Origin of the sequence: Candidatus Corynebacterium faecigallinarum, from assembly GCF_052264515.1 — a bacterium.
GTDB lineage: Bacteria > Actinomycetota > Actinomycetes > Mycobacteriales > Mycobacteriaceae > Corynebacterium > Corynebacterium faecigallinarum.
The window spans coordinates 36,348-51,363 of the sequence record NZ_JBQQOC010000007.1; the positions used below are offsets into that span (position 1 = coordinate 36,348).

Here is a 15,016-nt window from a genome sequence, read left to right on the forward strand (position 1 = left end):
CGACGGACGCCTTTCGTGGCCCCTTCTCCGACGGCTCCGCGGCCATCGACGGCAACGTGGAACAGCAGGGTAATGAGCTGCCCGATCTGCTGCGCGGCGACATCGACGACTATGAGCCGGCGGCTTTCTCGGACCTGACCGGCGACTTCGACCTGCTCTTCGACGCGATCGAGCAGGACTGGCAGGAGCAGGCGCTCTGCGCGCAGACCGACCCTGAGGCATTCTTCCCGGAGAAGGGTGGCTCCACTCGCGAGGCCAAGCGTATCTGCAAGGCCTGCGGGGTCCGCGACGAGTGCCTGGAGTACGCCCTCGAGCACGATGAGCGGTTCGGTATCTGGGGCGGGCTCTCCGAGCGCGAACGTCGTCGTCTGAAGAAGCGGCTGGCGTAGCTCGACCAGAGAAGGTCTCCCCGGTCGGGGAGGCCTTCAGTTGTGTCTGCTCCCTGGGGCCGCCAAGGTGCTGAGCCGTCAAGATGCTCAGTCGCCCCGTGATCCTGCAGCAAATGTTCTTCGGGTCTCACAAATGCTCGATCCATGCCACGAAAAGTCGAAAAGTGAGACCCGGAAAGTGAGACCCGGAAAGTGAGACCCGTAGGAACGATCTTCCACGGACGAGCTGCCGTGGAGGCCTCGCCGGGCTCGGGGACTTTCCGGTGTCACAGGTCCTTGGCGGCACCGGGGTCGACCATCTCGGGGGAGATGTTGAGGTAGGTCGCCACCAACCTGGCGATGATGAAACGCAGCCACTGTTCGGTGTCCAACCGGTCGGCGGAGCGGACCTCGACCGGCCGACGAAAGATGATCAACCGGGGTCGGGTCGGGGCCCCGGTCTCATCGACCCCGGCGGGCACCAGCCTGCCCAGGGGGACCGCGCCATCGGCGGCGACCTCGTCCGACCAGTAGGATGTCGCGGAGTCCAGGCGCATCCGCGGCACCAGATCCACCGCGATGTCCAGTGCGTCCAACCGCTCCCCGAACCGGTCCAGTACCGGGGCGTAGGTGTCCAGCACTGCGGCGTCGAACTTCTCGGCGCGTGTCGCGTAGCGCGGCAGTCGCGGCATCAACACGCCGCGCAGACCACGTCCCCGGGTATCCCGGGCAAGAGCGCGTGGGGAGCCCTGCACCGGGGGACGTGACGTGGAGTTCATGGTGCCGAGTCTATCCTCCGTCCACCGGTGTTCCCGGATTCGACAGGCGGGGGAGTCACCGTCCGGCACCCCGGCGGTGGCCGGGATAGGATGGACACCGTGACTGACTTTCGACGATGCTCCAGGCCCGGTTGCGGCGCCCCTGCGATTGCCACCCTGCGCTACGACTACGCGGCACGCATGGCCACCATCAACCAGCTTGAGCGCGGTGACGACCCGCACAGCTGGGATTTGTGCGAGCGACACCTCTCCCGACAGACCGTCCCTGAAGGATGGGGTCTGGAGTGGGAGGAGGGGGTCGGCACCGTCACCGAAACGAATCCAGCGCACCCCGACCAGGCCGCGATGCCCGGTGTTCCCGGCATCGCGGACTCCTCCTACCTGGCCGAGGACGACTTCACCGACGAGGAGATGCAGGCCCTCGCCGCAGCATTGGAGTCACCGTCGATCCGCGACGGTGACGATGATGCACCGCTCACGTCCGCACCCCTGCACCCGGTCTCCCGGGTCGTGCGCCGTGCGGACATCCCGCAGCCTTCCGGTCATCACCCCTCACGGCGGAACCTGCCGGGCCGAGCACCACAGCGCCACCTGCGTGCTGTGCAAGACACAGGTGAACGGTGACCGCCGTCTCACCTCTGACGAATGACTGATTCAACGGACCAGGAGTAAGGACATGACTGACCAGAACACTCGGACCCCGGAGGCGATAGCCTCCGTCATCAAGGCGTATGACGTCCGTGGAGTGGTGGGCGACGGTATCGACGCCGACCTCGTCCGCGACATCGGTGCGGCCTTCGGCCTGCTCATGCGCAACGAGGGCGCCTCCACCGTGGTCGTCGGCCACGACATGCGTGACAGCTCCCCGGGCCTGTCGGGGGCCTTCGCCGAAGGTGTCAACAGCCAGGGGCTGGACACCGTCTCGCTGGGGCTGACCTCCACCGACGAGCTCTACTTCGCCTCCGGTACCGCAGACTGCCCCGGAGCGATGTTCACCGCCTCCCACAACCCGGCGAAGTACAACGGCATCAAGCTGTGCCGCTCCGGTGCCCGGCCGGTCGGCCAGGAGACCGGGCTGGCCGAGATCTCCGCCATGCTCGTCGACGGTGTGCCCGCCTACGACGGTGCCGCCGGCACCGGTACGGAGAAGGACGTGCTGGCGGATTACGCGGCATTCCTGCACGGCCTCGTCGACCTGGACATCCGTCCTCTGACCGTGGCCGTCGACGCCGGCAACGGCATGGGCGGCCTCACCGTCCCCGCCGTGCTCGGTGAGGACTCGGGCGTGCCGGTGACCGTCAAGCCGCTGTATTTCGAGCTCGACGGCACCTTCCCCAACCACGAAGCTAACCCGCTGGCCCCGGAGAACATCGTGGACCTGCAGAAGTTCACCGTGGAGCAGGGTGCGGACCTGGGTGTGGCCTTCGACGGCGATGCCGACCGGTGCTTCATCGTCGACGAACTCGGGGAGCCGGTGCCGCCTTCGGCGATCTGCGGCATCATCGCCGAGCGTTACCTGGCCGACAACCCGGGCGCGACGATCATCCACAACCTGATCACCTCCAAGGCGGTCGCCGAGATCGTCCGGGAGAACGGCGGCACCCCGGTGCGTACCCGGGTGGGCCACTCCTTCATCAAGTCGCGGATGGCCGAGGAGAACGCCGTCTTCGGCGGCGAGCACTCCGCCCACTACTATTTCTCCGACTTCTTCAACGCGGACTCCGGCATGCTCGCCGCCCTGCATGTGCTCGCACTGTTGGGTACCCAGGACAAGCCACTGTCGGAGCTGAAGCAGGCCTACAGTCGCTACGAGGCGTCCGGGGAGATCAACTCCCAGGTCGACGACCAGGCGGGCCGTACCGCCGCCGTCGTCGAGGCCTTCGCCGACGAGTCGGGGTCCACCGACGATCTGGACGGTGTGACCGTGGAACTGTCCGATGGTTCCTGGTTCAACATCCGGGCGTCCAACACCGAGCCGCTGCTGCGGCTGAACGTGGAGGCGGCCACCGATGAGCGGGTGTCCGCGATCGTGGACAAGGCGTTGGGGGTCATTCGGGGCTAGTAGAGGAGATTCTGAACTTCTATGCGACCCGACCCGACGACCTACAGTGCTGACTCTCCCAGCAGACTCTCCGATGACACCGAAAGGACAGGTGTGAGCGTCCACCGGATCGAAGGCAGGATCCGTACCTATGCCTGGGGTTCCCGGACCGCACTGGCGGAGTTGACCGGCCGACCCGTTCCTACCGCCCACCCCGAGGCCGAACTGTGGTTCGGCGCCCACCCAGGTGCCCCCTGCGATCTCGTCGACACCGGCGAGACCCTGGAGCAGCGCATCACCGAGGACCCGGTGGGGCAGCTCGGTCATGCCGCCGGCGCGAACCGCCTGCCGTTCCTGCTCAAACTGCTGGCCGCCGACCGCGCGCTGAGCCTTCAGGCCCATCCCACACTGGAGCAGGCCAAGATTGGTTATGCGCGGGAGAACGCCGCCGGCATTGCCCTGGACTCCGCCCAGCGCAACTACAAGGACGACAACCACAAACCCGAACTCATCGTCGCCCTGACACCGTTCGAGGCACTGGCCGGATTCCGTCCGGTCGACCGCACCCAGAAGCTCTTCGCAGCACTTCTGGAGGCCGGTGCCACCGAGCTAGACCGCTATTCCTCCCTGCTGGGACTCGGCAGGGACGCAGCTGTGCAGCCTGATGACTCTTCCGGCGCCGAACTTCTCCGCGTCTTGGTGACCACGTGGATCACCTTGCCCGCGGCCCGGCGAGAGATACTGCTTTCCTCGGTGCTGGGAGCATGCCACGTACTGACGGCCGACAGTGGGACGCCGTCATGGACGTCCGATGCGGCGGCTGCCGCCCTGGACCTCAGCGAGCAGTACCCCGGGGATCCCGGGGTCTTGATATCGCTGCTGCTCAACCATGTGGTGCTCGCACCGGGGGAGGCGATTTTCCTCTCCGCCGGGAAGCTGCACGCCTACCTGAAGGGCACCGGCGTGGAGATCATGGCCAACTCCGACAACGTGCTGCGCGGGGGACTGACCTCCAAACACATCGACGTGCCGGAGTTGATGAAGGTCATGGATTTCTCGGCGTCGGAGAACCAGGTGAGGACCGCACGTGCCGACGGCACCTATGACATTCCGGTGCCGGAGTTCGGGCTGCGCGTCCTACCGGACGGCGGGTCGGTTGACGTGGAGGGGCCGGCGATCGTGCTGGTCACGGACGGGGACTGCACGGTGTCCGGACAGCATCTCGACGGCGAGACCGTGCTGCGTTCCGGTCAGGCCGCCTGGGTACCGGCCGATGCCGACCGTGTGATCGCCACCGGCACCGGCAAGTTCTTCATCGCCATGGTGGGCACCCCGGAGGCCGCAGGCGAGTCGGTGGACTGAGCCGCCCCGACCAGCGACCAACTACTCGGGGCTCGGCCCCGTGGTGTCGGTGACGGTGGGGCTCTCGGCGGCCTCGTCGTCGTTACCGGTGGAGTCGGTGTCAGCGGTGTCAGCGGTGTCCCCAGTGTTGCCGGTGCCACCGGGCTCGGTCGGCTCCATGCCGGCCGAGGAGGTTTCGACGTCACCGGCGGGGTTCGCCGGCTCAGAGGAGTTTCCCGGGGAGGAACCAGGGGTGCTCTGCCCGTCTTCCTCGGTCTCCGTGTTCCCGGTGTTCTCCTCGTCATCCTCGTCCGGTGCGCCGGACGGATCGGACTCACCAGGGACGGTCGGGAGGTCAGGGATCGTCGGCAGCAGTTCAGTCAGCCACGGGTGCTCGTCGGAGGGCAGGTTGGGCGACTCCGGACCCGCGCCTTCCGCGCCGTCACCCTCACCCTGGGCACCGGTGGCGTTACCCTCGGTGCCCTCGGCACCCTGGTCGCCGTCGGAACCGTCGCCGAAGCCGGGGTTGTCCTCGTAGGAACCCTGGCCGTCGTACCAGGTATTGGGGGCGAGGTACTGGTCCTGCGTGGTGGTGGCGGCACCCTGCTCACTGACGTCGCCGTCGTTCTCGGGCTCGTCCCCGGTCTCCGGTACAGCCGGGCGGGACGACGGGTCCCCACTTGTGTCGTCGGGAGCGGCGGACGGGAGAGACGTCTCGTGCGTGCTCTCCTGGACCTGGGTGGAGCGCCCTTCCTCCTCATTGGCGACCGACTGCCAGGTCACGACACCGACAACGGTGGCGGCGGCGAGGCCGGCGACGACGAAGGACCCCAGGGCGCGTCGACTGCGGGCGGCGCGGGCTCGTTCGGCGCGCAGGAGTGACTCGTGGTGAGCGGTGGAGGAACGCTCGTCAGGCGTACCGTCGCCGGGTCGTTCCGGCGTGACTTCGTAGTCCACGAAAGCCCTCCTTCCTGTGGTGTTCTCATAGCGCCCGTGGTGTAAAAGACCGGCGCGAAAGGTCACGATATGGTTACGATTCAGTTGAACCCTAGCACTAGTTCTTAACGCATGTGAACCCCGAAGTGTTACGTGTTTCCTGTGAGTCTGAGATATACAGTGTGGTCGGGGCCACTTTTGAATGGTGTTCCGTGAACTGCTTACCGCTGGGAATGTTCGAATCGCCAACCGTTACAGTGTCCGGTGATTGCCTGTCGATCGAGACATTTTCGTGACCTCAAGTGGTTGGTCTGTTGCTGTTGCCGACCATCCGTCTATCCTCAGGGGTGCGACAGTGTCGACGATGATGAGGGAGACATACCATGAGCAGCTGGGACACCACCGTGTTCACCGACGAGTCCAATGCCGAGTTCCTGGATGAGTGCGATGACCTGGAAGGTGCCGATCTGGTGCAGGTCCTGGTCGACGCCACCACGATTGCCCTGAATGGGGAGCGGCCCGACGACGGGGAGGACGCCGACCCCGACTTTGCCAACGGACTGTGCGCGGCCACCATCGGCGCTATCTGGGCCGGCGCGCCATTCGCTTCCGCCTCGACCGCTGATGACCACCCTTATATCCGGGAGGGCATCGGACAGTGCCCCGATGCCCTGCAGGAGGCGGCCCTGCAGCTGCTCGACCGAGGGCTCGAGGAGGGCCCGGAGGACGCCCCCGATGGCCTGGAGACCTTCGTCGAGGCGCTGAGCTGAGTCGAGTCGGGACCGTAAGTCGGTTCCTGTCAGGGGGAGGGGATAAGGTATGTGTCAGGCACTAGAGACCACAGCAGTTACAGAACCTGTAGTACACCTGTGGCGACACCGAACGTGACGAGGAGTTCACACCCCATGGCAGATATCGCAGACCTGGCAGTCGACTCGACGGGAAGTCTGGAGTACAGGGTCCGGGACCTGTCGCTCGCTGAGGCCGGTCGTCACCAGATCCGTCTCGCGGAGTACGAGATGCCGGGCCTGATGGAGCTGCGCCGTGAGTACGGCGAAGAGCAGCCGCTGGCCGGCGCGAAGATCGCCGGCTCGATCCACATGACCGTCCAGACCGCGGTCCTCATCGAGACCCTCACCGCCCTCGGTGCCGAGGTCCGCTGGGCGTCCTGCAACATCTTCTCCACCCAGGACGAGGCCGCCGCGGCCGTCGTCGTGGGTGACGGAACCCCCGAGTCCCCGGCAGGAGTGCCGATCTTCGCCTGGAAGGGCGAGACCCTCGACGAGTACTGGTGGTGCCTGGAGCAGATCTTCGACTGGGGTGCCGACAAGCCGAACATGATCCTCGACGACGGTGGCGACGCCACCAATGCCGTGATCGAGGGCACCATCTTCGAGGGCAACGGCATCGTCCCGGAGCCGTCTGCTGAGGACCCCGACGAGTACCAGGCCTTCCTGGGCATGCTCTCCCGCGTCTTCGGTAAGGACGCCACCCGCTGGACCGAGGCCGGCAAGGCGATCAAGGGTGTCACCGAGGAGACCACCACCGGTGTCCACCGCCTGTACCACTTCGCCGAGCAGGGCACCCTCCCGTTCCCGGCGATGAACGTCAACGACGCCGTCACCAAGTCCAAGTTCGACAACCGCTACGGCACCCGCCACTCCGTCATCGACGGCATCAACCGCGGCACCGACATGCTCATCGGCGGCAAGGCCGCGCTGATCGCCGGTTACGGTGACGTGGGCAAGGGTGTCGCCGAGGCGCTCAAGGGCCAGGGCGCCCGGGTCAAGGTCACCGAGGCCGACCCGATCAACGCTCTCCAGGCACTCATGGACGGCTTCCCGGTCGTCACCATCGATGAGGCCATCGGCGAGGCCGACATCGTCATCACCTCCACCGGCAACTTGGGCATCGTCTCCTTCGAGCAGATGCAGCAGATGAAGAACCACGCCGTGCTGGGCAACATCGGTCACTTCGACAACGAGATCGACATGGCCTCGCTGAACCACCGCACCGATGTCACCCGCGTGAACATCAAGCCGCAGGTCGACGAGTTCACTTTCCCGGACGCCAACGGTGACCCGCTGAGCATCGTGGTGCTCTCCGAAGGTCGTCTGCTGAACCTGGGCAACGCCACCGGCCACCCCAGCTTCGTGATGTCCAACTCCTTCGCCGACCAGACCATCGCCCAGATCGAGCTGTTCACCAACGGTGACAACTACGGCAACGAGGTCTACCGTCTGCCGAAGATCCTGGACGAGAAGGTCGCCCGGATCCACGTCGAGGCACTCGGCGGCACGCTCACGAAGCTGACCAAGGAGCAGGCCGAGTACATCGGTGTCGACGTCGAGGGCCCCTTCAAGCCCGAGCACTACCGCTACTAGGGGTTCACGTCACGTGATCATCGCATTCGAGGGGATCGACGGAGCGGGGAAGAACACCCTGGTCACCGCGCTGGAGGCCGAGTTGATCGCCCGGGAGATCCCGGTCGCCCGACTGGCCTTCCCCCGCTACGAGACATCGGTCCACGCCCAGCTCGCCGCCGCCGCGCTGCACGGCGAGATGGGTGACCTGGTCGACTCCGTGCACGGCATGGCGACGATGTTCGCCCTCGACCGGGCCGAGGTCGCTGCCGAACTCGCCGGCTTCGACGAGGACGGCTACGTGGTCCTGTTGGACAGGTGGGTCGCCTCGAATGCCGCGTACTCCGCGGCACGGCTGTCGCAGGACGCCGTGACCGGTACTGGGGAGGCTACCGGGGAAGACAGGGAAGGGCCGGTGTCCGGCGAGGTGGTGGCCTGGGTCGAGGACCTGGAGTTCGGCCAGCTCGGCGTGCCCTTCCCGGACCTTCAGGTCCTGGTCGATGTGCCGGATTCAGTCACCGCCCGCCGGGTCGCGTCCCGCGCCGAGCAGGACACCGACCGTGAGGTCGACGCGTATGAGGCCGACGGTGGTCTGCAGGCCCGGACCCTGGCCGCCTACCGGGCGCTGGCGGCGGCGCACTGGAACTCGCCGTGGATCGTGCTGGACAACAGTGGCGACCGGTCTGCTCTCGACGGTCAGTTGACCGAACTCGCCGATGCGGTGGAGGAGACGGTCGCTGGGGCACCCGCCGAGGACTGACAGCCGCCACTGCGCTGCGATGTGACAGACTGTTCACCATGGCTGCCAAAGTTCTCGTCGTCGATGACGACCCCGCGATCTCCGAGATGTTGACCATCGTCCTGCAGGGCGAGGGCTTCGACACAGTCGTCGTCGGTGACGGTAACCAGGCCGTGGACGCCGCCCGTGTCGAGGACCCGGATCTCGTCCTGCTCGACCTGATGCTGCCGGGACTCGGCGGGGTGGACGTGTGCCGGGCGATCCGTGAGTTCTCCACGGTGCCGATCGTCATGCTCACCGCCAAGACCGACACCGTCGACGTGGTGCTGGGCCTGGAGTCCGGTGCCGACGACTATGTCCCCAAGCCGTTCAAGCCCAAGGAGCTCGTCGCCCGGGTCCGTGCCCGGTTGCGCCGCTCCCCGGAGGACACCCCGGAAGAAGTGAAGCTTGCGGATCTGACCATCGACTTCGGTGGGCACCAGGTGACCAGGGGTGGGGCACCCATCTCGCTGACCCCGATTGAGTTCGAGCTGCTTGCCACCCTGGCCTCCCGACCGCGGCAGGTCTTCTCCCGCGAAGAACTGCTCGAGCGTGTGTGGGGATACCGCAAGTCCGGGGACACCCGGCTGGTCAACGTTCACATCCAGCGTCTGCGCTCCAAGGTCGAGCAGGACCCGGACAACCCGAAGATCATCCAGACCGTCCGCGGCGTCGGCTACAAGACGGGGGAGTAGGGGAGCCACCGGGAGATGTCCGCTGAGGCGAACCAGGATTCGGACGCCGCTGGCACCACCCCTGTCGGCGGTGGCCCAGACAGCAGCGGTAGGGCGGCGGGGCGGTCGATCCTGCCCTTCATCCGGGACTCCAACGGAGAGTTCACCCGACGACGCTCCCGGGCAGGTGATGTATCGGACCCCCGCACCGCACCACGCGGCGAACTTGGTGACATCGGCTTCGTCGAGGGGCTGAAGATCCTCGTCCGGCGTCCCGCGAAGTTCACACGCACCCTGCTGGAGAAGCTCAGCCAACGGTGGCGCACCTCGATCCAGGTCCGAGTGATCGGCAGTGTCTTCGCCTCCTCCCTGCTGGTGATCATGGCCCTGGGTTTCGTGCTGACCAGTTTCGTCGGCCAGCAACTGCTCGATGCAAAGAATGCTGCGGCGATGGAGGAGATTGACCGGACCCGGTCGATCGTGGAGGAACAGATCCGTATGACGGACACCTCCACCTCACCTCAACTACGCATCAACAACGCCCGTGCCGCGCTGAGTGACCGGTCGGTGTCCGCCGATCAAACCACCACCAGTACGGTCTTTGAACCGGTGATCATCGCCGCCGACGCCACCGGTGGTGACATCTCCAGCCCAGAGAACCACCCCGTGCCGGACAGTCTGCGGGATTTCGTGCAGCAGGACCGGGTGTCGGTGCAGTACACCACCGTGGACCGTGACACCGGACAGTACAAGGCCCTTGTCGTGGGAACCCCGGTGGGAACGGACATCCAGGGACTGGAGCTGTACCTGGTGATGCCGCTGGACAATGAAGAGTCCACGATGGCCCTGATGCACGGCCTGCTGCTCGCCGGCGGTGTGGTCCTCATGGTGCTGCTCGTGGTGATCGCCTGGGTCTTCTCCCAGCAGCTCACCGTCCCGGTGCGTACCGCATCGCGCATCGCCGAGCGGTTCGCCGCCGGCCACATGCGTGAGCGCATGGCGGTCGACGGGCAGGACGAGGTTGCCCGACTGGCGATCAGCTTCAATGAGATGGCGGAGAAGCTGTCATACCAGATCCGCCAGCTCGAGGAGTTCGGCTCGCTGCAGCAGCAGTTCACCTCGGATGTCTCCCATGAGCTGCGCACCCCGCTGACCACGGTCCGTATGGCCGCCGACCTGATCCACTCCAACGCCGAGGACCTTGATCCGGTGACCCGACGCGCCTCGGAGCTGATGAATGCCGAACTGGACCGGTTCGAGATGCTCCTCGGTGACCTGCTGGAGATCTCCCGGCATGACGCCGGCGTGGCCAACCTGTCCCGCGAGATGATCGATGTGCGTGGCGTGGTGAAGTCCACGATGGAGCAGCTGCGTGCGCTGGCCGAGGAGGTCGGCAGCGAGATCCAGCTCGACCTGCCCGCTGAACCGGTGATGGAGGAGGTCGACTCCCGTCGCGTGGAGCGCATCCTGCGCAACCTGCTGGCCAATGCCATCGACCACAGCGAGGGGCGTCCGGTGAAGGTCACGATGCGCCGTGGCGAGGAGTCGCTGGCGGTGACGGTCGTCGACCACGGGATGGGGCTGAAGGACGGCGAGGCGGACCTGGTGTTCAACCGGTTCTGGCGCTCCGATCCGTCGCGGGAGCGGCGTACCGGAGGCACCGGTCTGGGTCTGGCCATCGCCAAGGAGGACGCCCAGTTGCATGGTGGGCGGCTGGAGGCCACCGGCGAGCAGGGCGTCGGTGCCTGCTTCCGGCTGACACTGCCGCGGGTTCCGGGCGAGGAGGTCCGCACCTCCCCACTGCCGTTGGAGGTCGACCCGGAACTGGAGTCCACAGCGGACCCGGACCTGGACACCGCCATGGTCACCGACGTGGATGACCTACCGGACCATGAGGAAGGTACGGAGGAGTCACAGGAATCATCGGCGGAGTTGGACGAGACTGTGCCCCGTGACCCGGCTGCGGACGTCACCTACGGCATGTACGGCAGTGACGGTGGGGACGGCAGCGACGGCAGCGACGGTGGCGACGGGATAGACCGTTTCGACTCTGTCGACATCGCTGCCGGCTCGGCCGAGAACCTCGGGGTCGACCTCAGTACCTTCGAGGGGCTGACCGAGGAAGAACTGCGGATCGCACTTCAGGAGGCGGAGGACATGGACGACGGCTGGGAGGACTCCGACGACGACGGCTGGGACGACTACCGCGACGACGGTTGGCACGGGACGGAGGAACGGGATGACTAGGCGAATCTCCACACGCACGGTGACGGCAGCCGTCATGGTGCCACTGATGCTGGCCCCGGTGGCCTGCACCACACTGCCCAGCAACTCCAACCCCCAGGCCGTGTCGTCCTACGCCCCGGTGCCCGAAGTCGAAGATCTGCCTGGTCCAGATGACGGTCAGGCGCCCGATCTGATGCTGCGTGACTTCTACGTCGCGGCGACGCATCCGGGCAACAACCGTCAGGCCGCCAAGGAGTTCCTCACCTCTGAGGCGCAGGACTCCTGGCTGGACGGTGATTCGACGAAGATCCTGGACCGGATCGACATCAACGCCACCAGCGCGGTCGGTGGTGACACGTTGACTTACGTGGTGCGTGGCACCATCGTCGGTCAGCTGGGGACCGGTGGAGTCTTCCAGCCGGACAGTACCCCGTACCAGGAGGAGATCGAGCTGGTCCGCCACGGGGACGGGTGGCGCATCGACTCCCTCCCGGACGGGGTCGTCCTGGACCGTGCGGACTTCCAGTCCACCTACCAGGCGCGCAACCTCTACTTCCTGGATCCCAACCGGAATTTCCTGGTCCCGGACCGACGTTGGATCTACAGCCAACAGGAGAACATCGGCTTCTCCCTGATCTCCCTGCTGGGGTGGGGACCGCAGGATCCCATGGCGGACGCGGCGGATTCAGCGTTCCCGGAGACGAACGGCGTGAAGACCAGCGTGGACGATGACGGCACCTTCACCGTGGAACTCACCGGGGTCGCGGAGATGACCACCGGTGAGCGCGAGGCGCTGGCCGCCCAGATCATCTGGACCCTCGCCGAGGCGGATATCCGTGGTCCCTACCGGATTCTGGCTGACGGGGTGGCAATCACCGATGAAGGCCGGGAAGACTGGACGGTCAGTGATGTGGAGGACTACGCGCCGACCGGGGAACAGCGGTCGCTGACCCAGGCGGTGCAGGACGGTGCGATCCTGTCGGTCGCCGACGGCGTGGCCGAGACGATCCCGGGCTGGACCGCACAGAACATCGCCTGGGCCAGTACCTCGGCGCGTACCGGACGCATCGCGGCAGTGACCAACGACGGTGACGACCGGCAGGAACTCAAGGTCGGGCAGCCGGGAGGCGAGCCGACGACGTTGGCCGACGCCCGCAACCTCACCCGTCCGAGCTGGACCGGTGACGGGCGGAGTCTGTATGCGGTCGCCGACGGCCTGCGTGTGATGAAGTACGTGTCCTCCGGTTCGGATTCGCAGATGCAGCGGATCCGGGTGAATGCCAGCTCCTTGGACCCCCTCGACATCGACGATGCCCGGATCAGCGTGTTCAACGTGACCCGCGACGGCACCCGGGCGGTGGTGTTGATCAACCGGCGGATGTTCATCGTGCCCATCATCGAGGAGTCGGACTCCGCCGGGACGACGGTGCGACTCGGCCAGCCGACCGAGATCGGCCAGCGTTTGGGCGATACCGTGCAGGACGCTGACTGGCGTGAGGACGGCTCACTGCTGGTCGGCACCAATGACCAGGACGCCCCGGTGTGGACCGTGACCTCCGACGGTTCGGAGGCGGCGCAGCTGTCGAGTCGTAACGTCACCCCCTCGGTGATCCGGGTTGCCGCAGCCGGTTCGACGCTCTACATCCTCGACGACCGGGCGGTGATGGAGCTGGACCTGGAGAGCTCCGACACGAGGTTCTGGCGTGAGGTGTCGTCGTTGCAGGGCAGCCGGGCGATCCCGATCGTGCCGAACTGACCGGGGCCGGGGGGGGAACGGAGTGGGGAGCACAGTGGGGGACTGGGGGAGCATCGGTGATGTCACGGACCTGGTGTGGCGGCGCGACTGTGTGTGCTGTGCACGGGTCGACGTCCCGTCGGTCAGCCCGGGGGTGGCGTTGTGCCGCGGGTGCGCGGCGGAGTTGCGTGGCCCGGTGAGCCGGCTGGGAGTTCCTGCAGCGGGTCTCCCGGTCTTCGCCGCCGGCCCCTACGGTGGTGCACACCGGGGGTTGGTGTTGGCGGCGAAGGAGCATGTGCGTCCCGAGGCGGTGACTGTGATGGGGGACGTGATGGCCGGAACGGTGCGCCATCTCGTCGCTGAGGGCGTCCTGCCTGATCCGCGACTGTCCCCGCTGGTGTTGGTTCCCGCGCCGACCACCGTGGCGGCGGCCCGGCAGCGGGGTGGGTGCGTGGTCGAACGGGCGGCCCGTCGGGCGGCGGAGGGGCTCAGGGGGCACAGTGGGCACAGTGGGCGGGTGGATGTCGTTGCCCCGGCGCACCAGGCCGCGGTAGCGCGGGACTCGGTGGGGCTGGACCGGACGCAGCGTCGGGAGAACATCGTCCGCACCCTGCGCTTCGACGACTCCGCACGGCAGCGGCTGCGACGGTTGCTGCGCCGGGAGGGAGCGACGGCGTGCATCGTCGACGATGTCACCACCAGTGGGGCCACTCTCGACGGATTCGCTGTGGGATTGGCTGCCAGAGGTGTCCGGGCGACGGCTGCCGTGGTCGTCGCGGAGGCCTGAGTTCACCCCCACTGTGCCCCCAGGGGTGATCGAGGGGTGAGCGTGACCTCGTGCTCCACCACGGTGGGCCAAGCGTGCGTACTATCGGGAGTGTAAGAAGTCGTCGGAAGCGCCCAGGGGCAATCCCGCTCGCTGCGGACCGGCGGCAAGGACACAGGGAGGTTTGGAATGACCGTCCAGAACCAGCAGGACACCACCGCGGAAGGCGCCGCCCCGGAGGCCCAGGTCGAGATCACCGGCCGCAACGTCGAGGTCCCCGAGCACTTCGCTGAGCGGGTGAATGCCAAGCTCGCCAAGGTGGAGCGACTGGATCCGACCCTCACCTACTTCCACGTGGAGCTGCAGCACGAGCGCAACCCGCGTCGTGCCGATGAGTCGGACCGTATCCAGATCACCGCGTCTGGCAAGGGCCACATCGCCCGCGCCGAGGCGAAGGAGGATTCCTTCTACGCCGCGCTGGAGGCCGCCATCGCCAAGATGGAGCGCTCACTGCGCAAGGTGAAGGCCCGCCGGAAGATCGCCCGCTCCGGGCACCGTGCCCCGCTGTCCGTCGGTGAGGCCACCGCGGAGCTGGTCCAGGAGGCCGATGCGGCACAGTCCGCCGAGACCGGCCCGTTCGACGTGGACCCCTACGCCGAGCAGTTCCAGCCGGGCCAGGTCGTCCGTACCAAGGAGCACCCGTCGACCCCGATCAGTGTCGACGACGCGCTCAGCGAGATGGAGCTGGTGGGACACGACTTCTACCTGTTCGTCAACGAGGCGACCGGTCGTCCGTCGGTCGTCTACCGTCGCCGCGCCTACGACTACGGTCTCATCGCGCTGTCCGACGAGGCTGCTGAGTAACGGGCACCACCTCGGACCCACCGGCCGGTGAGGGGCTTTCCAGCCCCGTCACCGGCCGAAGTCATGTCCGTACCTATGCAAGTGCAGGACCACAGAGGTAGACTGAACGACTGATCTTGCATGATCGGCCCATCGGTGAACCCGG

Annotated in this window: 14 protein-coding genes; 12 read left to right on the top strand and 2 right to left on the bottom strand. The window is 66.7% G+C overall.

What is annotated here, in order from left to right; translation table 11 throughout:
* Positions 1-134 precede the first annotated feature (134 nt).
* Entirely contained in the window at positions 135-389 is a 255-nt protein-coding gene (locus ACTXPP_RS05155; protein WP_443341273.1) for a WhiB family transcriptional regulator, read from the top strand.
* 266 nt (positions 390-655) lie between these two features.
* On the opposite strand, the gene ACTXPP_RS05160 is transcribed toward ACTXPP_RS05155, so the two are convergent.
* Positions 656-1,147, bottom strand: coding sequence for a metallopeptidase family protein (locus ACTXPP_RS05160; RefSeq protein WP_301497826.1), 492 nt, complete (start codon positions 1,145-1,147; stop codon positions 656-658).
* A gap of 90 nt (positions 1,148-1,237) precedes the next feature.
* On the opposite strand from ACTXPP_RS05160, the gene ACTXPP_RS05165 reads away from it, so the two are divergent.
* The 3 genes from ACTXPP_RS05165 (at position 1,238) to manA (ending at position 4,550) form a co-directional block, all read left to right on the top strand.
* A complete protein-coding gene (locus ACTXPP_RS05165) occupies positions 1,238-1,771 on the top strand; it encodes a DUF3499 family protein (RefSeq protein ID WP_301497824.1) in 534 nt (177 codons plus the stop codon).
* Positions 1,772-1,823: 52 nt separating this feature from the next.
* A complete protein-coding gene (locus ACTXPP_RS05170; protein ID WP_301497823.1) occupies positions 1,824-3,209 on the top strand; it encodes a phosphomannomutase/phosphoglucomutase in 1,386 nt (461 codons plus the stop codon).
* 93 nt (positions 3,210-3,302) lie between these two features.
* The gene (gene manA / locus ACTXPP_RS05175; protein ID WP_443341207.1) at positions 3,303-4,550 is read left to right on the top strand and encodes a mannose-6-phosphate isomerase, class I; all 1,248 of its coding nucleotides are present in this window, start codon (positions 3,303-3,305) and stop codon (positions 4,548-4,550) included.
* A gap of 21 nt (positions 4,551-4,571) precedes the next feature.
* Here manA and ACTXPP_RS05180 read toward each other — a convergent pair whose 3' ends face one another.
* Entirely contained in the window at positions 4,572-5,486 is a 915-nt protein-coding gene (locus ACTXPP_RS05180) for a hypothetical protein (RefSeq protein WP_443341209.1), read from the bottom strand.
* Between the two features lie 362 nt (positions 5,487-5,848).
* Here ACTXPP_RS05180 and ACTXPP_RS05185 point away from each other — a divergent pair, with 362 nt between their 5' ends.
* The 8 genes from ACTXPP_RS05185 to hpf all read left to right on the top strand — a co-directional run bounded on the left by ACTXPP_RS05185 (position 5,849) and on the right by hpf (position 14,871).
* The gene (locus tag ACTXPP_RS05185; RefSeq protein WP_443341211.1) at positions 5,849-6,235 is read left to right on the top strand and encodes a DUF4259 domain-containing protein; all 387 of its coding nucleotides are present in this window, start codon (positions 5,849-5,851) and stop codon (positions 6,233-6,235) included.
* A 135-nt stretch (positions 6,236-6,370) separates the two neighbouring features.
* Positions 6,371-7,849 (top strand): adenosylhomocysteinase, encoded by a 1,479-nt coding sequence (ahcY, locus tag ACTXPP_RS05190; protein WP_443341213.1) that lies wholly within the window; start codon positions 6,371-6,373, stop codon positions 7,847-7,849.
* A gap of 13 nt (positions 7,850-7,862) precedes the next feature.
* Positions 7,863-8,588, top strand: coding sequence for a dTMP kinase (locus ACTXPP_RS05195; RefSeq protein WP_443341215.1), 726 nt, complete (start codon positions 7,863-7,865; stop codon positions 8,586-8,588).
* 38 nt (positions 8,589-8,626) lie between these two features.
* Entirely contained in the window at positions 8,627-9,301 is a 675-nt protein-coding gene (mtrA, locus tag ACTXPP_RS05200) for an MtrAB system response regulator MtrA (protein WP_301497179.1), read from the top strand.
* A gap of 15 nt (positions 9,302-9,316) precedes the next feature.
* Positions 9,317-11,527, top strand: coding sequence for an MtrAB system histidine kinase MtrB (mtrB, locus tag ACTXPP_RS05205; protein WP_443341218.1), 2,211 nt, complete (start codon positions 9,317-9,319; stop codon positions 11,525-11,527).
* Positions 11,520-13,262: an LpqB family beta-propeller domain-containing protein gene (locus tag ACTXPP_RS05210; RefSeq protein ID WP_443341220.1), complete on the top strand. Its 1,743-nt coding sequence runs from the start codon at positions 11,520-11,522 to the stop codon at positions 13,260-13,262. The genes mtrB and ACTXPP_RS05210 overlap by 8 nt, the downstream gene beginning before the upstream one ends.
* Before the next feature lie 22 nt (positions 13,263-13,284).
* Positions 13,285-14,028 carry a ComF family protein gene (locus ACTXPP_RS05215; protein WP_443341222.1) on the top strand — a complete coding sequence of 248 codons (744 nt, stop codon included), beginning with the start codon at positions 13,285-13,287 and terminating at the stop codon, positions 14,026-14,028.
* Positions 14,029-14,196: 168 nt separating this feature from the next.
* On the top strand, positions 14,197-14,871 hold the full coding sequence (hpf, locus tag ACTXPP_RS05220; RefSeq protein WP_301499091.1) for a ribosome hibernation-promoting factor, HPF/YfiA family: 675 nt from the start codon (positions 14,197-14,199) through the stop codon (positions 14,869-14,871).
* The last annotated feature ends 145 nt before the right edge of the window (positions 14,872-15,016 follow it).